The 19,664-nt window shown below is 65.6% G+C and carries 21 protein-coding genes and 2 tRNA genes; 11 read left to right on the forward strand and 12 right to left on the reverse strand.

Features of this window, described 5'->3' with window-relative positions:
* Positions 1–2 precede the first annotated feature (2 nt).
* The 4 genes from KZ498_RS02370 to KZ498_RS02385 all read right to left on the reverse strand — a co-directional run bounded on the left by KZ498_RS02370 (position 3) and on the right by KZ498_RS02385 (position 4,786).
* On the reverse strand, positions 3–1,055 hold the full coding sequence (locus KZ498_RS02370) for a TrmB family transcriptional regulator sugar-binding domain-containing protein (RefSeq protein ID WP_312616465.1): 1,053 nt from the start codon (positions 1,053–1,055) through the stop codon (positions 3–5).
* 96 nt (positions 1,056–1,151) lie between these two features.
* Entirely contained in the window at positions 1,152–3,239 is a 2,088-nt protein-coding gene (locus KZ498_RS02375) for an alpha-amylase family glycosyl hydrolase (RefSeq protein WP_312616466.1), read from the reverse strand.
* Positions 3,240–3,404: 165 nt separating this feature from the next.
* A complete protein-coding gene (locus KZ498_RS02380; RefSeq protein WP_312616467.1) occupies positions 3,405–4,004 on the reverse strand; it encodes a DUF4864 domain-containing protein in 600 nt (199 codons plus the stop codon).
* 74 nt (positions 4,005–4,078) lie between these two features.
* Positions 4,079–4,786, reverse strand: a complete 708-nt coding sequence (locus KZ498_RS02385; RefSeq protein WP_312616468.1) for a sugar phosphate nucleotidyltransferase — start codon at positions 4,784–4,786, stop codon at positions 4,079–4,081.
* A gap of 75 nt (positions 4,787–4,861) precedes the next feature.
* On the opposite strand from KZ498_RS02385, the gene KZ498_RS02390 reads away from it, so the two are divergent.
* The 3 genes from KZ498_RS02390 to KZ498_RS02400 all read left to right on the forward strand — a co-directional run bounded on the left by KZ498_RS02390 (position 4,862) and on the right by KZ498_RS02400 (position 6,090).
* Entirely contained in the window at positions 4,862–5,020 is a 159-nt protein-coding gene (locus KZ498_RS02390; RefSeq protein ID WP_312616469.1) for a hypothetical protein, read from the forward strand.
* Positions 5,021–5,061: 41 nt separating this feature from the next.
* Positions 5,062–5,247: a hypothetical protein gene (locus tag KZ498_RS02395; protein ID WP_312616470.1), complete on the forward strand. Its 186-nt coding sequence runs from the start codon at positions 5,062–5,064 to the stop codon at positions 5,245–5,247.
* A 99-nt stretch (positions 5,248–5,346) separates the two neighbouring features.
* On the forward strand, positions 5,347–6,090 hold the full coding sequence (locus tag KZ498_RS02400; RefSeq protein ID WP_312616472.1) for a DUF429 domain-containing protein: 744 nt from the start codon (positions 5,347–5,349) through the stop codon (positions 6,088–6,090).
* Positions 6,091–6,216: 126 nt separating this feature from the next.
* Here the strand turns inward: KZ498_RS02400 and KZ498_RS02405 are convergent, their stop codons facing one another.
* Both KZ498_RS02405 and KZ498_RS02410 read right to left on the reverse strand, forming a co-directional pair.
* On the reverse strand, positions 6,217–6,411 hold the full coding sequence (locus tag KZ498_RS02405; RefSeq protein WP_053967073.1) for a cold-shock protein: 195 nt from the start codon (positions 6,409–6,411) through the stop codon (positions 6,217–6,219).
* Positions 6,412–6,413: 2 nt separating this feature from the next.
* On the reverse strand, positions 6,414–6,608 hold the full coding sequence (locus KZ498_RS02410; protein ID WP_004515390.1) for a cold-shock protein: 195 nt from the start codon (positions 6,606–6,608) through the stop codon (positions 6,414–6,416).
* Positions 6,609–6,832: 224 nt separating this feature from the next.
* Between KZ498_RS02410 and KZ498_RS02415 the strand changes: the two genes are divergently transcribed.
* Both KZ498_RS02415 and KZ498_RS02420 read left to right on the forward strand, forming a co-directional pair.
* Positions 6,833–8,029 carry an ATP-binding protein gene (locus KZ498_RS02415; protein WP_312616496.1) on the forward strand — a complete coding sequence of 399 codons (1,197 nt, stop codon included), beginning with the start codon at positions 6,833–6,835 and terminating at the stop codon, positions 8,027–8,029.
* Between the two features lie 52 nt (positions 8,030–8,081).
* A complete protein-coding gene (locus KZ498_RS02420) occupies positions 8,082–8,609 on the forward strand; it encodes a hypothetical protein (protein WP_312616498.1) in 528 nt (175 codons plus the stop codon).
* Here KZ498_RS02420 and KZ498_RS02425 read toward each other — a convergent pair.
* Positions 8,601–11,666: an FAD-linked oxidase C-terminal domain-containing protein gene (locus tag KZ498_RS02425; protein WP_312616499.1), complete on the reverse strand. Its 3,066-nt coding sequence runs from the start codon at positions 11,664–11,666 to the stop codon at positions 8,601–8,603. The genes KZ498_RS02420 and KZ498_RS02425 overlap by 9 nt on opposite strands.
* Before the next feature lie 214 nt (positions 11,667–11,880).
* On the opposite strand from KZ498_RS02425, the gene KZ498_RS02430 reads away from it, so the two are divergent.
* Entirely contained in the window at positions 11,881–12,384 is a 504-nt protein-coding gene (locus tag KZ498_RS02430; RefSeq protein ID WP_312616501.1) for an Hsp20/alpha crystallin family protein, read from the forward strand.
* A gap of 178 nt (positions 12,385–12,562) precedes the next feature.
* On the forward strand, positions 12,563–13,231 hold the full coding sequence (locus tag KZ498_RS02435; protein WP_312616502.1) for a methyltransferase domain-containing protein: 669 nt from the start codon (positions 12,563–12,565) through the stop codon (positions 13,229–13,231).
* A 17-nt stretch (positions 13,232–13,248) separates the two neighbouring features.
* Here the strand turns inward: KZ498_RS02435 and KZ498_RS02440 are convergent, their stop codons facing one another.
* The gene (locus KZ498_RS02440) at positions 13,249–13,977 is read right to left on the reverse strand and encodes a GNAT family N-acetyltransferase (RefSeq protein ID WP_312616503.1); all 729 of its coding nucleotides are present in this window, start codon (positions 13,975–13,977) and stop codon (positions 13,249–13,251) included.
* A gap of 190 nt (positions 13,978–14,167) precedes the next feature.
* Here KZ498_RS02440 and KZ498_RS02445 point away from each other — a divergent pair, with 190 nt between their 5' ends.
* Together KZ498_RS02445 and KZ498_RS02450 are read left to right on the forward strand one after the other, a co-directional pair.
* Positions 14,168–14,707, forward strand: a complete 540-nt coding sequence (locus tag KZ498_RS02445; RefSeq protein WP_312616504.1) for an ArsR family transcriptional regulator — start codon at positions 14,168–14,170, stop codon at positions 14,705–14,707.
* Positions 14,707–15,216 (forward strand): hypothetical protein, encoded by a 510-nt coding sequence (locus KZ498_RS02450; protein WP_312616506.1) that lies wholly within the window; start codon positions 14,707–14,709, stop codon positions 15,214–15,216. The genes KZ498_RS02445 and KZ498_RS02450 overlap by 1 nt, the downstream gene beginning before the upstream one ends.
* A gap of 228 nt (positions 15,217–15,444) precedes the next feature.
* Here KZ498_RS02450 and KZ498_RS02455 read toward each other — a convergent pair.
* Together KZ498_RS02455 and KZ498_RS02460 are read right to left on the reverse strand one after the other, a co-directional pair.
* Positions 15,445–15,518 (reverse strand) — tRNA-Phe (locus KZ498_RS02455).
* Between the two features lie 551 nt (positions 15,519–16,069).
* Positions 16,070–16,143: transfer RNA gene (locus tag KZ498_RS02460), tRNA-Val, on the reverse strand.
* Positions 16,144–16,240: 97 nt separating this feature from the next.
* Between KZ498_RS02460 and KZ498_RS02465 the strand changes: the two genes are divergently transcribed.
* Both KZ498_RS02465 and KZ498_RS02470 read left to right on the forward strand, forming a co-directional pair.
* Complete coding sequence (locus tag KZ498_RS02465; RefSeq protein WP_312616508.1) at positions 16,241–16,822, forward strand: DUF192 domain-containing protein; 582 nt, start codon at positions 16,241–16,243, stop codon at positions 16,820–16,822.
* A gap of 39 nt (positions 16,823–16,861) precedes the next feature.
* Complete coding sequence (locus KZ498_RS02470) at positions 16,862–18,784, forward strand: ABC transporter ATP-binding protein (protein ID WP_312616510.1); 1,923 nt, start codon at positions 16,862–16,864, stop codon at positions 18,782–18,784.
* A 216-nt stretch (positions 18,785–19,000) separates the two neighbouring features.
* Here the strand turns inward: KZ498_RS02470 and KZ498_RS02475 are convergent, their stop codons facing one another.
* Both KZ498_RS02475 and KZ498_RS02480 read right to left on the reverse strand, forming a co-directional pair.
* Entirely contained in the window at positions 19,001–19,288 is a 288-nt protein-coding gene (locus KZ498_RS02475; RefSeq protein ID WP_312616512.1) for a type II toxin-antitoxin system RelE/ParE family toxin, read from the reverse strand.
* Positions 19,278–19,574: a ribbon-helix-helix domain-containing protein gene (locus KZ498_RS02480; protein ID WP_312616513.1), complete on the reverse strand. Its 297-nt coding sequence runs from the start codon at positions 19,572–19,574 to the stop codon at positions 19,278–19,280. The genes KZ498_RS02475 and KZ498_RS02480 overlap by 11 nt, the downstream gene beginning before the upstream one ends.
* Positions 19,575–19,664 lie beyond the last annotated feature (90 nt).

The raw sequence follows: 19,664 nt of genomic DNA on the forward strand, positions 1-19,664 counted from the left end.
CGTCACTCGGCCAGCGAGAGCGTGGCCTCGTCAGTCTCGTAGTCCTCGATGAACGACCCCGAGCCGCCCAGCGAGACAGTCCGGTCGCCGACGTCCACGAGCAGCGTGTGTTCGATGGGGTAGGAGCTGGTCTCCGGCTCGACCACGCCCTGTTTCGTCTCGACGACGGCCCCTTCGATGATGGTGGTATCGTCGTCGGCCTGTACCGCCCGCACTTCGGCGGAGACGTGGACGTCGTGGCCGGCGCGCAGGTGCAGCGTCGCCTGGAGGACGGCGTGGCGGAAGTCGTGATAGGTGGCCGGGAGCGGGGCCGGGTCGCTGACGGCTATCTCGGTGGCCATCAGCCAGTAGTTCCCGAGGAACGACCCCGAAAGCACCGGGACGAGCTGTTGCTGGACGAAGGCAATCGCGCGCTGGTCGGAGTCGGTCCGTGTCACCATCTCGGCCGGGGAGACGAGGCCGAACTGGGCGTCGACGGTGAGCATTATCGGCATCGGCTGGTCCCAGGACCGGGCGACGGAGGCCAGCCCGCTCACGTCGTCGGGGTGCAGGTCGTCGGCGCTGCTGACGACCAGCATCACGAGGACGCCGCGGTCGACGGCCGCGGCCAGTTCCTCCGAGACCTCGGGGAGGTACTGCTGGGGAATCGACAGCATGACCTCGTGTTCCGCGTTCCTGATGTACTCAGTGAGCCGCTTGACGACCGTCACCCGGGACTTGATGACATCGAACTGCTGGGGTTCCCGCGCGCTCGCGGAGTACCGGGAATCGAGCGGCCCGCTCATCTCTTCGAGTCGGTCGGTCAGGGCGTCGATGACCGCCTCGGGTGGCCGGGCGCGAATCTTCGTGGGCACGACGTGGTCGTCGACCTCGACGAACCCGCGGTCTTCGAGCGATTCGCTGATGCTGTAGACGTACCGTTTGGAGACGCCGGTGTCGTCGGCGATCTCGCTGGCCGTCGCCTCGCCGCTGCCGAGAATCGACAGGTACGTGTCGACCTCCTTCTCCGACAGGCCCAGTTGCCCCAGCCTATCCCTGAGAGTCGAATCGTCCATCTGTTCACATCTGGTACGGGCGGCGGATAACTGTGTTTCGGTGCTGTGTAGCCGGGAGACGCCCTCGAAGCCGGCGTCGCGGGTTCCCGTCGTCACCTATCGGCTACCCGTCGGCAGCACGACGACGTCGTCGACCTGTATCGTCCCGTCGCTCGTGACCGAGTCGCCGCCGAGAAGGTCGGTGTCCCCGACCGGCGTTTCGAGCGAGACCGTCGCCGTCCCGTCGCCGAAGTGCAGGACCACGACCAGCGTCTCGTCGCCGTCACTGCGTTCGTAGGCGACGACTGCCTCCGTCTCGCCCGTCTCGACGGAGTGTGAGACCGGCCGCACCTCGGGTGCGCGCAGTGGGGCCTGGTCCGCACGCAGCGCCACCAGCCGTCGGTGGAAGTCGGTCAGTGCGTTGTCGCCGTCGTGCCAGCGCATCGTCCCGCGCTGTCGCTCGACGCCCCGCTCCTGGCCGGCGTATATCATCGGGGTCCCGGGGAGAGTGAGGGTGGCTCCGACAGCCGCCCGAAGCGACGCGGCGCCGCACGCGGCGAGGTAGCGGCCCTCGTCGTGGTTGTCGACGTACCGCATGTGGCCGGCACGGTCGGGGTAGCCGCGCTCGACCGACTCGTCGAGGGCTTCGAACAGCGACGACGCCGGAGCGCCGCCGGTCCCGATGTCACGGAGCGCTTCGAACAGGTCCGTGTCGTAGTGGAGGTCGAACTCGTTTTCGGCGAAGTCGGCGTCGCGCGGGACCGTCTCGTCGAGCAGCAGGAACTCGGGGTCGGCGGCTTTCACCCGCTCCCGGACCTCCTTCCAGAAGCCGTGTGATACGCCCCAGGCGACGTCACAGCGGAACCCGTCGACCACGTCGCGCCATTCGTCGACCACGTCGAGCATCCAGCGCCGCACCGCGAGCGAGTCGTAGTTGAGGTTCGGAATCCGCGTCCAGTTGAAGTAGCGGCCCGGCGCGTCCGTCCCCGCCCAGTCGATGTCGGAGACGTCCTGTGACGCCGGGACCCGCTCGTAGTGGTCGGCGTACTCGGGGACGCCGGCCCGGTGGAGCTGGAAGGCCGGATGGTCCCGCGAGCTGTGGTTGATGACCAGGTCGAAGACGACCCGAATCCCCGCGTCGTGGAGGCGCTCGACCAGGGACTCGAACTCCGCGCGCGTCCCCAGGTCCGCGGCGGTGTCGAAGAAGTCCGTGATGTGGTAGCCGTGGTGGGTCGGACTCGCCTGAACGGGCGTGAGCCACACCGCGTCGACGCCCAGCGACTCGATGTACGGGACCCGCCGCTCGATGGCCTCGAAGGTGGCGTCGACGGTCTCGCCCGCGAACGACCGGACGAATATCTCGTAGATGGTGGCGTCGGCGGCCCAGGCCGGCGGGTCGGCCGGCCGTGAGACGGTCACTGTGCCGTCCCCGTCCATATCCCCGCTCCCGCCGTCGTGCTCGACGACCAGCGTGTCCGCGACGCTGTGGCGCTCGGCGACGGCGACCGCGTGAATCCGGGCCGTCTCGGGCAGGGCCTCACCTGGCACCCGGAGTTCGTCGCCGTCGATGGTCACGGCCGACTCCGCCAGCGCGTCGCGGCCGTCGAGATGGAACTCGACTCCCGGCGCGCTCCCCGACGGGGCCGCGCGGGCGTCCGCCGAGACGACGAGGTCCCCGTCCGCGGTTTCGCCGGTGAGTTCGACCCGTGGACGGCCGGGACCCTCGACGGTGACCTCGTCGGTCGCGGTCGCGTCGAAGGAGCCGTCGAAGCTGAAGGTGGCGTGGTGGGTCCCCGGCGGCAGGTCGGCCTCGATGACCCACTCGTCGCCGTCGCGCTCGGCCCAGTGTGTCCCCATCGTGAAGTCGTTGAATTTCCCGATGACGATGGCGCGGTCCGCGACGGCGAGGGTCCCGTCGTGCCCGAAATCGTCCGCCGTGACGCTGAACCGGACTGTCTCGGTGACGCTCGGGAACGCCCGGACGACCTGCTCGTGTGTCTCATCGGCTGTGGACACCGCCGCCCGGTACACCCCCGGCGCGTCGGGTTCGAGGTGACAGACTGACCCGTCGCCAAGCGTCGCCGTACTCGCCGCCGGCCGCTCGACTAACCGCCATTCGGCAGCCATGTCGGGGTCGGGCCGGCGCGGGGCCAGTTCGACCGATTCGCCGACGGTGGCGAACCGCGGCGGGCCTGGATGGTGCATACGCCAACGGTAGTCGGTCGATACGCTGAGTCTTACGCTTTTATCGCCTCTGAGACTGCACGTTCCAGGGCACTGATCGGCTCTGTTGCTCTGTTTGCCGAAGCTATCCGCCAGCAGAGTTCGGACTGCCGGTGCAGGCGCCCTCTCGTTCGCCGCGATGGCGGGCTATGCCGGCGCGACGCCCGCCGTCATCCAGCACCCCTCGAAGGGGGGTTCGTCCTGCTTTTCGACCGTCCATCGGTAGCTCGTCGTCGTCCCGTTCGCGTCCACGACCGTCACCGGCTGTGAGGCGGTGTCGCCGTCGCGGTCGAGGGGCCCGTACCGAACGCCCGTCGCGTTCAGGACCGGCTCGAATCCACTCTGGATGGTCCGGACGAAGTTCGGGTACGGTCCCGTCAGGTCCCGGTTCGACGGGGACGCGAACTGCCAGGTCGTGTTGATGCCCTCGTTCGTCGCCGGGTCGTTGTTCCGGAGCGCCAGCACCTGGATGTGGACGACCAGGCCCGGCGGCCGCTCGCAGTTCGGCCGCAGTTCGAGCACCCGCGGCTGTGTCACTACCGACCGGTTGGCGTCGACGGAGACGTTCCCCCAGTACTCCCGACCGGCCCCTGCCGAATCTACCGTCTGTGGCCCCTCTGTAGGCACGTCGGCGGGTGTCACCGTCGCCTCTGACTCTGCCCCGCCGCTGCCGAACAGCGCCCCGCAACCCGCCAGCGAAACGAGAACAGCGAGCGCGACGAGCACGAGCGGTCGAACGGCTGTCATATCCCTGTATTGGGGTGGAACCCCTTCGGTGTTCTGTCACTGTGTCCGCGCGCGGTGTCGCCTGGCAGCGGCCGTCACGCGAGCCGGTTCTCGACCGCGTCGATGTCGTCCGGTTCGTTGACGTTGTGACACCACCCGTCGAGCTCGACCGCCTCGACGCGGTGGCCGGCACTCAACAGCAGGTCGACCGCGTCGGGGAGTTCGTACTCGCCCCGTTCGGAGGGCAGCGTCAGCGCACAGGCGTGGCCGATGGCCGGGTCGAACACGAAAAAGCCCCGCGTGACCAGCGTCGACGGCGGGTCCGACGGCTTCTCGACGAGGCCGGTCACCCGTCCCTCGTCGTCCGTCGTGACGACGCCGGTCGACCTGGCCTCGGCCCGCGGTACGTCTTCGACGAGCAGCGTCGCGCTGGCGTCGGTCTCGCGGTGACGCTCGACCGCAGCAGCCAGGTTCGCCCGGCAGACGTTGTCGCCGTTCAGCACGACGAAGGTCCCGTCGACGGCGGGCCTGGCCTGTTCGAGCGCGTGAGCCAGCCCCAGCCGGTCGTCCTGCCGGACGTACGCTATCGGCGCGTCCCGGTACTGGTCGCCGTAGCGGGACACGATGTCGTCGCCGCGGTAGCCGACGACGACGACCAGGCGGTCGACGCCGACGGACAGCAGCGTGTCGAAGCAGTGTGTCAGCAGCGGCTGTCCGGCCACCTCGACCAGTCCCTTCGGTCTGTCCGCAGTGAGCGGTCGCATCCGCGTCCCTTCGCCGGCAGCGAGTACGACGCCGTCCATATCCGGACTCACACTCGCGTCGGCTAAATGCCTGTGGGCGAGCGGGTTTTGTCCGTGGGAGACCAACTCTGCCGCATGGCCCTGGAGTGTGATACCTGTGGCCGGTCGGTCACCGTCGAGGAGGCGATCCGCCGGGAGACGTTCGGCGATCTCGACAACGACCGCTGGCAGACGCTGTGCTGTCCGGACTGCGGTGCGCGACTCCGGACTATCTTCGTCGGACCGGACTCCTGACGGGGAAAGAGACAGGTGGCTCTGGCGTGTGCTGTCGGCGCATGGAAGACGAAGCGTGGCGCTCGGTCGACATCATCCGCGACACCGACGGCGTGCCCCACGTCCTCCAGCAGAAGCTGCTGGTGTTCACAAGCGGCGTCTCAGAGGAATCGGCCGGCTACACCAGGCCGGCGATGGAACACCGGCTGGTGCCGCTGCAGGACCTCACGGAGTTCGGGCGGTCGTAACGGCCCGTCGCCGGGGGCGGCCGACCGCTCGGGGCCGGACCGGTCGGCCAGGAAACACCTCGGGATACACTTTTGCGCCCGTCCGACCGAATATCGGTAATGGCCGAACCGCTGTACGTCGGCGTCGACCGGAGCGACGAGTCCTGGGTCGCCGTCGCGTTCACCGGCGACGGCTTCGACCACGCGTCGGTGTTCGACGGGATCGGCGAGTGCTGGGCAGCCTACGACGAGCGCGCCCGCCTGATTCTGGTCGGGGTGCCGGTCGGACTCGTGGACTCCGGCGACCCGGACCGCCGGTGTGACGAACTCGCCCGGTCAGTGCTCGGTGAGCGCAGCGCGGCGGTCCGCACGTCGCCGGTGCGAGAGGCAACCCGGAAACAGCGCTACTCGACGGCCACCCGCGTCCACAGGCGCAAGACCGGACACGAACTCTCCGAGCGGGCGTTCGCACGCAGCGACAGCCTCGCCCGGGTCGACGAACTCCTGCAGGAACTGCCCGAAGCCGCCGCGGTCATCCGGGAATCGCACCCGGAGGTCTGTTTCCGGGCCTTCGGCGACGAGCCGCTTCGCTACTCGAAGCACACAGCCGGGGGCTACGCCGAGCGGATGCGCGTTCTGGCCCACTACGACCGCGACGCGGCCCCGACGGTCCAGAAAGCCGCCGAAGCGACGGGGGGCGCGTCGGTCGCCGTCGACGACGTACTCGATGCCGTCGCCCTCGCGTACACGGCCCAACCCGGCGACGGGGAACTGTACACGCTGCCGCCCGAGCCGCCGCGAGACGCGGTAGGTCTGCCGATGGAGATTGTCTACCGGGCGGCGTCACCACTCGTCGAGCAGTGACATGCCCCGACCGGGCGAGTCGCTCGCGGTCGGTTGTGTGCATGCCAGCGACAGTACCGTGTACACCGCTGTACACCGTAACCGCTGACAAGTGATTATAGTGCTAGACTGTAGACAGAAGCCGTCTTACAGTCGCGTGAGGTTGGTCGCACGCGGACCCTTGTCCGCCTGCTCGATGTCGAACTCGACTTCCTGCCCCTCTTCGAGGTCAGGGCCGCCGACGTCTTCCATGTGGAAGAAGACGTCTTCGTCCGCATCGTCGGTCTCGATGAAGCCGTAACCACCAGTGTCGTTGAAGAAGTCAACAGTGCCTGTCGCCATTGTTAGAGCCGTGTGACGTTGTTGGCGCGCGGACCCTTGTCCGCCTGCTCGATGTCAAATTCGAGCTCCTGTCCTTCCTCGAGGTCCGGGCCGCCGATGTCTTCCATGTGGAAGAAGACGTCTTCGTCCGCGTCCTCAGTGTCGATGAAACCGTAACCGCCAGTGTCGTTGAAGAAATCAACCGTTCCTTTCGCCATTGCAACCAAAGAGATGCCAGCACCACGGATAACAGTGTCGGTACGACGCTCCAGTGACAAACAGCGGAAACCGCCCGCTGTCTAGCGATTACTCAGTGTGTAACACTGGCATACCACACGCGTCGCTGCGTCCGCCGACCGAGATATAGATGCCTCGGCGTCGGGTTCGAGCTTACCCTCCTCCTAACCAAATAGAATTAGACTCGTGAACACGACCCGTAACTATGTCCCGTCCCGTGCGGGGTCGTCTCGCGCCGTGGCTGCTCGCTGGCTTCGGCCTCGCCCTCGCGGGTGCAGCCGTCGTCTGGCACCTCGGCCTCGAGACACAGCGCATCGGGCAACTCGGCGGCCCCGTGCTCGCACTGGCCCTCGACGGACTGCTCCCGCTGGTGCTGGTGTATGGCAGCTATCGGCTCGTCTCGGCGTCGATGCCGGGAGAGCAGATATGGACAGTTTTCGTCTGGAGCGCCGTCGGGAGTGTCGCAGTCGGGGCTATCATCGGATTGAGCGTCCTCGTCCGCTCGATGGAGGGCCGAACGGTCGCTGAACCGGTGTTCGTCACCCTGTTGGCGATGGATACGGGCGCCGTCACGGGCCTCGTCGCGGGCGCGCTCGCGGTTCGAGCCCATCAGGACGCCAGCCGCGCGACCCGGACCGCGAACACGCTGTCGTTCGTCAACGACCTGCTCCGACACGACATCGCGAACGGGCTGGTCGTCATCGACGGCCGGGCGGCGATTCTCAAGCGAAACGCCGATTCAGAGACAGTACAGACGGCAGCGGACGCGATCAGCGAACAGGTGACCGAACTCGATACCCTGGTCGACAACGCCGGGGCCGTCGCGGAGACCCTCGGCTCCGACCCGGCGTTCGAACCGACCGACATCGTCCCGATCGCCGAGACGGTAATCCAGCGGGTCGAGCAAACACACACCGTCGCTATCGCGCTCCAGGCCCCGGACAGCGCGACGGCCTACGCCAACGAGGCCGCCCGTCCGGTGCTCCGGAACCTCCTCGAGAACGCCGTCGAACACGGGACGCCCACGGCCGAACTCTCGGCCGGCGGGACCCAAACCGACGGCTCCGCGCTGCAAGGCGACGCGCAACGGACAGACGCGACCCAGCCGGCGGCAGGCGCGTCCGACCGCCCGTCGGTGCTCGTCGCGATTCGCGAGGGTGAGGACGTCGTCGAGGTCCACGTCGTTGACGACGGCGGGGGGATTCCCGACGCGCGGCGTGACAGCATCTTCGACCCGCGGGCGGGCGACACGCACGGCGGCGGACTCCATCTCGTCGAGACACTCGTCACGAGCTTCGGCGGCGATATCTCTCTCGCCGACGGGGCTGGCAGAGCCGACACGGACTTCCCTGACACCGACCTGGGCGGCGCGCATTTCGTCGTCGAACTCCCGCGGGCGTGAGAGGAGTCAACACGACCGACGTTTCTTGACTGTGGGGGGCACAGTGGGGGGTATGTTCCCTCGCTTGCGTGCCCAGGGTCCGGCCGTACTCATCCCGCTCGCCTGGACGGTGGTGGGACTGGCCCACCGTGACGTGGTCACCGACCGGACAGTGCTTATCTTCCACATCGTCGCTGCCGTCCTCATCGCCGCCTTCGCCGTCCTCTCGTGGGAGGAGATGGCGGCCGGCGTCCTCCGGGTCTGGCGCGACAGTCTCCTCGTCGGGTTCCTGCTCACCGTCGGCGGCATCGTCGGACTGCTCTATGCCCCGCTCCGGGACCCGTTCCTGACGACGACGATACTGGGATGGATGGTCGTTCCGGGCGTCTCCCTCTACTACACCGGCAGGTCTCTCTCGACGGGACAGCGGGCGTACACGGTCGGGGCGGCACTGAGCGTCCTCGGCGCGGCCGTCTACGCCGGCGCGCTGTTCCCGGCGGCGGAAACCGCGCTGCTCGCCGGCATCGCGTTCGCGCTGGTCGGCCAGACGGTCGGCATCGTCCAGGCGGTTCGCCAGCCGGGCGAGACCGACTCAGGCTAGGGCCGCGTCGAGTTTCTCGACCGGATGCGGCGGCTCGCCGTCGCTTTCCGCCCAGTCGTCCAGTTGCGTGCGACAGGACGCGCCGGGAGCGACGACAGTGTCGCCGCGGCTCTCCCCGATCTGGTCGAACAGGATGGAGCCGATGGCCTTGCTCATCGAGAAGTGCTCGGTCTCGTAGCCGAAGGAGCCGGCCATGCCACAACAGCCCGAGTCCAGCGGGTCGACGTCGTAGCCGGCCCGCCGGAGGACGCCGACGGCGTGGTGGTCCTTCTTCGTCGCCTTCTGGTGGCAGTGCCCGTGGTAGGTCAGCGCCTCGCCCGCCACGTCCCAGTCGGCCCCCTCGTCCAGCCGGAAGGTGTCGAGGTACTCGCAGACGCCGTAGGCGTTTGCCGCGAGCCGTTCCACGTCTTCGCCCGACAGCAGGTCCAGATAGTCCGACTGGAACATCACGGCGTCGCTTGGTTCGACCAGCACCACGTCCCAGCCGTCCTCGACTGCGGGAACGAGTGCGTCCACGTTGTCCCGCGCTGTCGCTCGGGACTTGTCCAGAAACCCCTTCGAGTGGGCCGGTCGCCCGCTGTCGGTCCGGTCGGCCAACTGGACGTGGACGCCCGCGGCTTCCAGCACGCGGACGGCGGCTTTCCCGACCTCGGGATGGCTGTAGTTCGTGTACGTGTCGGGAAACAGCAGGGCGTGCCGCTCGGCTTCCGCAGCCGGGACCTGCGGACCGCGATTGCTGAACCAGTCCTGCAGGGTCCGCGGCTGGAAGCTCGGTAGCGTGCGGTCCGGGGCGATGCCGACCGCCTTCTCCAGCACCGTTCGAGCGCCCGGCACCTTCGTCGCGAGGTTCGACAGCGGCGCAAAGGCGCTGCCCAGCCCCGCCAGTGCGTCGACGTTAGCGAATATCTTGTCCCGCAGGCTGGAGCCGTGTTCCTGGTGGTAGGCGTGGGTCACCTCGGCTTTGAGCTTCGCCATGTCGACCTCGCTCGGGCAGTCCTTCGCACACCCCTTGCAGCCGATACAGAGGTCGAGCACCTCGTGCATGAACTCCTCGTCGGTGGGGTCCTCGGGCAGGTCGCCGCTCATCGCCTGCCGGAGCATGTTCGCCCGACCGCGGGTCGTGGTGATCTCCTCCTCGGACGCGCGGTAGGTCGGACACATCACGCCGCCGGTGGTCTCCTGCGGGCCGCGACAGCCGCCACAGCCGTGACAGAGCTCGACCATCCCCTGCATCCCGTTGTCGTTGTCCCACTCCAGGGCGGGGTCGAAGCCGGCGTCGAACTCGTAGTCGGGCGAAAAGCGGAGGTTCTCGGTCATGTCGACCGTGCGCGCCCGCTCGGGCATCGAACCGGACTCGACGGTAGCGGCGTCGACGCCGACGACCTGCCCGGGGTTGAGCAGCCAGTCGGGGTCGAACGCGGACTTGAGTTCCTGGAAGGTCTCCCAGAGGTCCGCCCCGTAGAGCTTCTCCGTCCACTGTGTGCGGGCGCGGCCGTCGCCGTGCTCGCCAGAGACGCTCCCGCCGTATTTCACGACGAGGTCGGTCACCGCGTCGGCGATGGACTCCATGGTCTCGACGCCTTCGACGGACTTGGTGTTGATGAGCGGGCGGATGTGGAGCACGCCGGGGCCGGCGTGGGCGTAGAAGGAGGCGAAGGTGTCGTGTTCCTCGAGGATGTCCTGGAAGTCGGCGACGTATTCCGAGAGGTTCTCGGGCGGGATGGCGGTGTCCTCGATGAACGAGCCGTGTTTCTCGTCGGTCGTCCGCGAGAGCAGGATGGGGAGGCCGGACTTGCGCATCTTCCAGAACGTCTCGCGCGTTGCCTCGTCGTGGGCCTCCATGGCGTCGAACGCCCGCACCGGCGCGTCGACGACGGCCCGGCCCTCCGTCGGGTCGGCGACCGAGTCGACGCCGTTCGTCCGGTCCGCCAGCAGGTCGGCGACCTTCCGCCGGCCGCTCTCCGCGTCGTCGGCGTAGAACTCTACGATGAGGACCGCCCGGGTCCCGTCGGGCAACATGCCGACCACGTCCTCGAACTCGGCGGTGTCCCGGGCCAGGTTGATGAGCACGTCGTCGAGCACCTCGACGGCCGCCGGGTCGTGTTCGAGGATGTCGGGGACGTCCTCCATCGCCTCGATGAGCCCCTCGTAGGCCAGCAGGGCCATCGACTTGGTCTCGGGAATCGGCTCCAGCGACACCTCGGCCTCGGTGACGATGGCAAGCGTCCCTTCGCTACCTGCCAGCAGCGACGCGCCGTTGACGGTCCCGTCCTGTGCGTCTTCGAGGACCCAGTCGAGGTTGTACCCCGAGACGTTTCGCTTCAGGTCCGGGTAGTGGCTCGCGATTTCCTCGCCCTCTTCGGTGAGTATCCGCTCGATTTCGGCGTAGATCCGGGCTTCGAGGTCACCGTCGGGGTCCGCCCGGTCGCGCAGTTCCTCGCGGGTGACCTCGCCGAACGTGGTGACGGTGCCGTCCGCGAGGACGACCTCGCACTCCTCGATGTAGGCGTCGGTCTTGCCGTACTGCAGGGAGTGGGCCCCGGTGGAGTTGTTGCCGATAGCGCCACCGAGCACGCTCTTGTCGCCCCACGCGGGGTCCGGCGCGAACTTCAGCCCGTGCTCGGCCAGCTCCCCGTTCAGGTCGCCGAGCTTGATGCCCGGCTGGGCCCGCGCTCGCCGGTCGGACGGCCGGGCTTCGACGAGGTCGTTCATGTACCGCGAGAAGTCCAGCACGACGGCCTCGTTGACGGTCTGCCCGGCGAGGCTCGTCCCGCCCCCGCGAGGCAGGACCGGAATCTCCCGCCGGGCGCAGTAGGACATGACGGTGGCCACGTCCTCGGTCGACCGTGGATAGACGACGCCGATGGGGAGCACCTCGTAGAGACTGGCGTCTGTCGCGTACAGCTGCCGCGAGTACTCGTCGAACCGCACCTCGCCGTCGACGCGCGCCTGCAGGTCGTCGACGAGGCCCGAGCGGGCGACGCTGTCGTTCTGGTAGTCGTAGTTCGATACCTCGTCGGCCGAAGGGTCTATCCGGGTGCCGGAATCGGTTGCCATGGTGTGTTTCGTGTCCAGTCGCCCGGCCACCGACGGACCGGGCACTCGGCGGGTATCTGTAGCTATTCTAGCTGTACGCCTGTCAAAATAGTTCCGCTACGGCATCTCATCACGCACTCTCGGCACGGCCGAACGCTCGCCCGAGGCGCGGGGTCCCCGTGGTAGCACATGTTACGCAACTGTTACTATCTGTACTAGCCTATATAAGGTGATTATGACACACAGCAACGACCCGTTCGAGACGATGCTCCGACTCTTCGCACAGACGCGACGGACAATGATGGACGACAGTCCGGGCCGCTGGACCGACGACAGTCTCGGCCGCCGGATGGACGACGGTTCGGGACGCCACGACGACCGACCGGGCACGGACACACTCCGAAGCGGCCACAGCCGGCACGGCATCGACACGAACCTCCACGTCGACGAGACAGACGACGGGTACGCCGTGATGGTCGACCTCCCGGGCTTCGAGCGGGACGACCTCGCCGTCCGCTTCGAGGACGGCGTCCTCAGCATCCATGGCGAAAGCACGGTCGCCGAGGAGACCAGCGACGGCGCTCGCCGGCACAGCCGACGGGTCGCCGAACGGGTCGCCCTTCCCGAACCGGTCGTGGACGAGGACATCACCGCCACCTACCACAACGGCGTCCTCGAGATCGCGCTCCCGCGTATGGACGACGCCGCCGACGACGCACGTCGGATCGATATCGAATAGACCCTCTCCCGGTTACCCGACTGCCGTTTTTAAATTGACATCCCTGACAGCACACCTTAGAAACCTGTTATCCGGATAGTGACTGGCTATTGCTGACATCTTATCACCTCGATAGTCCGGTTTACCGGCTCTATAGCCTCATAGGACCGCTGACGACTGTGTACTGTGAGGCGGTAACATGTCCGAAGCGACCTGGGACGTTCAGGACGGCGCAATAGTCGAGCGGCCGCGGAACGTCCGGAACCACCCGCTGTTGAACCGAATCTACGATCGACACGACGCCCTGATCGCCGAGTATCTCCCGGCCGGTCGGACCCTCGAACTCGCGTTCGGACAGCACATGCACCCCCGCGCCGATGTCGGGCTGGAGGGCTGGCCGTCGAACGCCGAAACCGTCCGCAAGCCGGCGCTGGCCGGTGACGCCCGCGCTCTACCGTTCGACGACGACCCCTTCGACGCCGTCATCGGGCGCCGGTTTCTCCACCACGTCCCGCCTGCGGACCGCCCCGACATCCTCCGCGAAACCGCCCGCGTGCTCCGTCCCGGCGGCCGCGTCGCCCTGCTCGAAGGGACGCCGGGGCTGTACCGGAAACTCACCAAGGGTGCCGCGTTCCGGCTGGGTCTGCTGGACGAGGACACCGACATCTACGGTCACCTCTCGGCTGACGCCGTCACCGACCTCGTCTCCGGCTCGTTCGACGTCGTCGAGACACGGACGCTCGGGTCGCCGCTGATGCTCGCGAGCATCTCCGAGTCGGACGCGTCGGCGCGGCTTCTCGGCCTCTACGAACGGACGCAGTTCGTCGAGTGGTGGACCCTCGTCGCGGGCGAATTCCCCGGCCCGTGAGTATTCGGGTCACTCCCTCAGAACGTGTACGCGAGCATCACTTCATCGACCGGCTCGCCGTCGATAGTGAAGTGGTCCCCGCGCACGGCCTCCCGGTCCCAGCCCTGCTGTTCGAGGAACGTGACCGCGTTCATGTTGGTCCTCGCGACGCTGTTGTACACCTTCCGGTAGCCGTTCGCCTCGGCCCACGCCAGCGCCCGGTCCAGCAGCCGCTTCCCGATGCCGTAGCCGCGGTACTCGTCGCGGACCCCGACGGTGAGCTGTGCCGTCTCCCGGAGTTTGTCCGAATGGGGCAGGTCCAGATGCGACCACCCGACCACGTACTCGTCGACGGTGGCGACGAAGAACACCCGCGACCAGACGCTGTTGTGTCGGGTCACAGTGTCCTCGTACCGGAGTTCGTCGGCGAGTTCTTCACCCACTGCGTAGGTACGTTTGTCCGTAATCTCCTGGATGGTATCGACCAGCTGTTCGAAGTCCTCGTCGCGCGCCGGCCGGACGACGTATGTGATGTCGTCGGCTTCGTACTCCCGCTCCGCACCGATGTCGAGCTGTAGCGCCAGTGTCCCGTTCCGCTCCGTGAGGTACTCCTTCTCGGTCAGCTCGTCGACCACCGACCGGAATTCGGACTCCGGAATGTCGAGCGCGTCCCGAACCGACGCCGCCTCGACTGTCCCGTTCCGTTCGACGTGCTGGTACACGCGCTTGCTGTCAGATGATTCGAATCCCGGTTGTTCGAGTATCATACGCGTCACTACTCTGTGGCGTCCCTTATTTCTTGCTGGGTGGTACCAATACACATGAAACGGCTACCATGCTCGTACTTTCAGGCTCTGTTATCCCGGCAACACCTTCTACTGGAGGACGAACCACACATCATTCGAATATCTGAATCAAGATAAATTATTTGAGCTGGACGGTCCAAGACCTAGTCGAATGGCTGAATCGAACCCGGAGTCGTGGACGGAGACAATGAGCGGGCGTGAGCGCGTCCGGCACGTCGTGGAGTTGCTGGACGAACCAACGCCGGTACAAGAGATTGCGGACCGAGCCGAAGTTTCCCGCGCAACGGCCGACGATGAACTCCAGCGGCTGCAGAGTGACGACTGGGTCACGGAAACGGCCGTCGACGGGACGAAAGCCTACGACCTGAATCCCGTGCGGATGCTCTTTGACGAAGTGACTGACCTGATCGAAGCTCACTCGCGTGACGAATTGGAGAGCCAGCTCACGGAGCTGAAGGAGGAACAGGAAGAGTTGGCTGCGGAGTACGGGGTCAGTTCGCTAGAGGAGTTCCGGGCACAACTTGCGGATGAGGAGTTCTCGGCTGCGGAGCTTCGTGAGCGTCGGAACGTAATCGCCACGTGGGAGGCGATCAACACAGAGCTCGGGCTCGTGAAACACGCCCTCCAACTGTATGATGACGTCGTTGAACTCTCTTCACCGCGGACTGACTCTCACTCGACACTCGCCTAATGGTCGTTTTCCTCGCTAATCGGACGAATCTACAGAGCAAGCGACTCCACGACCGCATCCAGAATCGACTCGGCGGCACGTTCGAGAACGTTCGACGACGGCGTGCTGAACCGCGCGAAGCCGGCCCGTACCGGGTCGACGCTGAGGTAGACACACGCCAGTTCCTTGATGACGACGAGTACCCGGTAACGACCGCGCGAGTCGAAATCGGGTTTCAACTGCAGACTGGGAAACCCTACGAGCACTACTGGTTCAACTGGATCGAGCCGGACCGAAGTCTGCTGGTCGGCTGGCACCAGGATGATACGCACGACGACCTCGGGCCAGTTCATCTGCAAGTGAACGACGGCGCGACGCCCGTCGCACACGAACCGGCGGAGTTCATCGACTCACATCTACTGGACGTCGTCGAACACAGACTCAACTCGCTTCAAGACGCGGTCCTCGCTGTCGAGTGGGAGCAGGGACGCCCCGCTGGACTCGATGCCGCTGCCACGGTAAGTGAGTAGGCCAGTATTTTGATGCGTTCTGAGCGATACCAGACGTCGGGTGGTTAGTCGTGTACCTGAGTATGTACACAGGTACGTACGTGAGTCTGTATTCGAGATCATCTGCGCAGTACCACCTATGTGGATCGAAATATAACCACAGTCGCAACTCGCGGTCGATAAATCGGTTCCAAGAAACCCTGAAAAATCTCCCCCGCAGCACCGCAGGCATTTGAACTCTGAGTATGATGCCGCCTCCCGGATTTGAACCGGGGACAGCTCGATCTTCAGTCGAGTGCTCTCCCAGTCTGAGCTAAGGCGGCGTGCACTCCAAGCGATGACGAGGGTAGAAAAAAGCATTTCGAAAGCCGGCGCACGTTCTGTGGACTCGGCTGGGATTCGACCGTCCGTTACGGGAGAAACAGGTCCGCGCTGTCGAACGTCTCGCCACAGTCGTCGCATTCGTACTCGGTGCCATTAGCTGTCGAGACGTGCCCGCTACAGGCCGGACACGTCGAGCCATCTATCATGACACGCACTAGCACCACTCCGGATATATGGGTTACGGGCAACTATCAGTCGAGATAGACGGCCTGATATATAGGGTCAGACTCACCAATTACGAGTGGTTGCGGCATAATCGACGGGTCCGGGCGTACTCGTGAGCGAACGAGGGATCGGGAGAGCTTGGCTCTCTCGGCGGATTCGAACCGCTCGGAGAATAGATTCAGCACTCACGTATCGCTCGCGATAGAATCGATGGGTCCGGGCGGATTCGAACCTCTGTCACTCCGCGCTGCTTCGTTCCCTGATTCGAACCGCCCGGCCGCATCACACACGCGCCGCTCGTCAGTGAGCGCCGCGAGAAGTTCAGTGGGTCCGGGCGGATTCGAACCACCGGCCTCGGCCTTGTAAAGGCCACGTCATAACCAACTAGACCACGGACCCGTATTCCACCGTTTTCCACCGGCAGGAATAACGCTTTCTCTCTCGGTCGACAGTGGGCACCGACAGTATTACCCACGGCCTGCCCCTCACACGGAGTATGCAGCGCCCTGCCGTAGTCGTCCTCGGACTCGTCGGCCTTCTCGTCGCCGCTGCCGTAGTACTCCAGACCGGGCTCTGGGTCGAGGCGCTGGGGACCGGCGAGTACGAGGAGGGCACAGTGACGGTTCGGGAGGGGTCGGACGCGGCGTTGCCGACTGCAACACAGCCCGCGACGGATGCTCCGACGCCGGGGACGACAGTCGCGGTCCGTGAACAAGAGGCCGGGGAACCGTTGGGGACGGTCAAGGTCCGCATCGCAAAGACATTCGACCAGCGGTACGTCGGACTGAGCGAGACGGCGTCGCTCGGACCCGACGAGGGGATGCTGTTCGTCCACGACGAGGCGGGCCAGCACACCTACGTCATGCGGAACATGTCGTTCCCGATTGACATCATCTTCATCGACGCCGACGGGACCATCACGACCATTCACCACGCACCGACGCCCCCGGAGGGCGAACAGTACAGCGAGCAGTATCCGGGCTACGGCAAGTACGTCCTCGAAGTGAACCGCGGGTGGACCAACCGGACCGGCGTCGAGGTGGGCGACCGGGTCGAGCTGCCGCCCGAAGCAACGTAGCCCGACGGTCTTTTGCGGATTCGGCCCCTGGACTCGATAATGGATTTCGACGCGGGTTCGGACGACGACGTGTTCGAGGACGCCAGGGAACGCGTCGACCGGCCGATGCTTCGACTGTTCACCGGCTACGGTCGGGGGCAGTGGGGGGCGTTCGTCGTCGGCCTGTTCAGTTCCATCGCGGCGCGGATGCTTGACCTGCTGCCGCCAATCCTCCTGGCGCTGGCTATCGACGCCATCTTTCTACAGGAGGCCGACTACGGGCTCTTTCTGGTTCCCGACGCCTGGATTCCAAGCGGGCAGGGCCCACAGCTCTGGCTCACCGCCGGCATCATCGCCGCCTCGTTCGGTATCGGGGCCGTCTTCCACTGGAGCCGGAACTGGGGGTGGAACAAGTTCGCCCAGCACGTCCAACACGCCGTCCGCACGGACACCTACGAGACGATGCAGCGACTGAACATGGACTTCTTCGCCGACAAGCAGACCGGCGAGATGATGTCGGTGCTGTCAAACGACGTCAACCGGCTGGAGAAGTTCCTCAACGACGGGCTCAACTCCGCCTCGCGGATGATAATCATGGTCGTCGGCATCGCCACGTACCTGTTCTATATGAACTGGCAGCTGGCGCTGGTCGCGCTGTTGCCCGTCCCGATTATCGCCGTGTTCACGAAGCGGTTCATCGAGACCATCCAGCCCAAATACGCCGAGGTGCGGTCGACGGTCGGCAAGCTCAACTCCAGGCTCGAAAACAATCTCAGCGGCATCCAGATCATCAAAACCGCCAACACGGAGCCCTACGAGGCCGACCGGGTCGAGGACACATCGGAGGACTACCTCGACGCCAACTGGGACGCCATCGAGACGCGCATCACCTTCTTCCCCGGCCTCCGACTGGTCTCGGGCATCGGCTTCGTCGTCACGTTCGTCGTCGGCGGGCTGATGGTCACCGGGCAGCCACCCGGGCCGCTGACGGCGAGCCTCTCCCGCGGGCAGTTCGTCGCCTTCATCATCTACACCCAGCGGTTCGTCTGGCCGATGGCCCAGTTCGGACAGATAATCAACATGTACCAGCGGGCCTACGCCTCCGCGGAGCGCGTGTTCGGGCTGATGGACACGCCCGGCCGCCTCGAAGAGGCCGAGGACGCGCCGCCGCTTGCCGTGACCGAGGGGCGAGTCGAGTACGAGGACGTGTCCTTCGGCTACGACAGCGACGACGAGCCGGTGCTCTCGGACATCTCCTTCGAAGCTGACGGCGGCGAGACGGTCGCCCTCGTCGGCCCGACCGGCGCGGGCAAATCCACCGTTCTGAAGCTCCTGCTTCGGATGTACGACGTGGACTCGGGTGCGGTTCGCATCGACGGCCAGAACGTCCAGGACGTCCAGATCCAGAGCATCCGTCGCGCCATCGGCTACGTCAGCCAGGAGACGTTCCTGTTTTATGGCACCGTCCGCGAGAACATCGCCTACGGAACCTTCGACGCCACCGACGCGGAAATCGTCGCCGCCGCGAAGGCTGCCGAGGCCGACCAGTTCGTCCGCAACCTCCCCGACGGCTACGACACGATGGTCGGCGAGCGCGGCGTCAAACTCTCCGGCGGCCAGCGCCAGCGCATCGCCATCGCACGGGCGATTCTGAAGGACCCGGAGGTTCTCATCCTCGACGAGGCGACAAGCGACGTGGACACGGAGACGGAGATGCTCATCCAGCGCTCGCTCGAGGACCTGACCGCCGACCGGACCACGTTCGCCATCGCCCACCGCCTCTCGACGGTGAAAGACGCCGATACGATTCTCGTCGTCGAGGACGGTCGCATCGTGGAACGCGGAACCCACGACGACCTGCTCACTGCCGACGGCCTCTACGCCAACCTCTGGGCAGTCCAGGCCGGCGAGATCGACGAGCTCCCCGAGGAGTTCGTCGAGCGGGCGATTCAGCGACGGGCGCGGACGGATGCTGACGACTGACTCGTTCGGACGTCACCATCGAGCCTCCACAGGGGGACACGCTCCACCGCTCACAGACCGGTCTTAGGTGAGAGTTTATTGTGGGTACAGTTAGACAACGTGAGAAGGTCTGAGAGGATGGAAAAGATCGACATGGACTCGCCGGGGTTTCGACACACCACGTGAAAGAATCGTATTAATCCCGATGTCGCCTTGTGGTTCTAAGCTCAGGTCCAATCAGTCGTCGTCAGCAGTGTAGGCCCCGCTCCGATGTTCAATCCGGTGGACTTCCAGCACTGACCCGGTTCGGTCAAGCGTACAGGCGAGTCGATACTGTCCGACTCGGAGTTTCGAAAATGGCCCGCCAGTGAGCGGTTCGAGGAACTCGTCGGGTTCGCGCCATTCTGACTCGACAACCTCGTCGAGTTTCGAGACGAGACGGTCCTGTACGTGCGGGTCGAGCGAGTCGAACTGGTCCACAGCCTGTGGCGTGAATTTCCACGTCCAGTCGTCTTTACTCGGCATCCTCGTCCCGGTCCATCATCTCGACGACTTCTTCGCGCGACACGAGTTCAGCGTTGCCCGAGCGAAGGTCGTGTTCGCTCGCCGCGATCTGTTTCCAGCCTTCTCTGGAGAATTCGGGGTGTTTCACCGCGTCTCGGGCCGCATAGCGGAGGAACTCACTCCGGGAGTTGAATCCCTGCTCCTGCCACGTCGAGTCGATATCGTCGAGAAACGCCTTACTGAGCCGGAGATTGATTTGCACCATCTCGGGGCCGTCATCTCCCGTGCTCGCGTCTGCGTCGGACATATACACATGCTATGCTTCCGTATATACCTAAACCTTGCTGCGGCCTCGGTGCTGAGAGAGTGAGTTAAGCGAGTTCCATCAAACTCAATG

It is taken from the genome of Haloarcula sp. 1CSR25-25 (genome assembly GCF_032027985.1).
Classification (GTDB): domain Archaea; phylum Halobacteriota; class Halobacteria; order Halobacteriales; family Haloarculaceae; genus Haloarcula.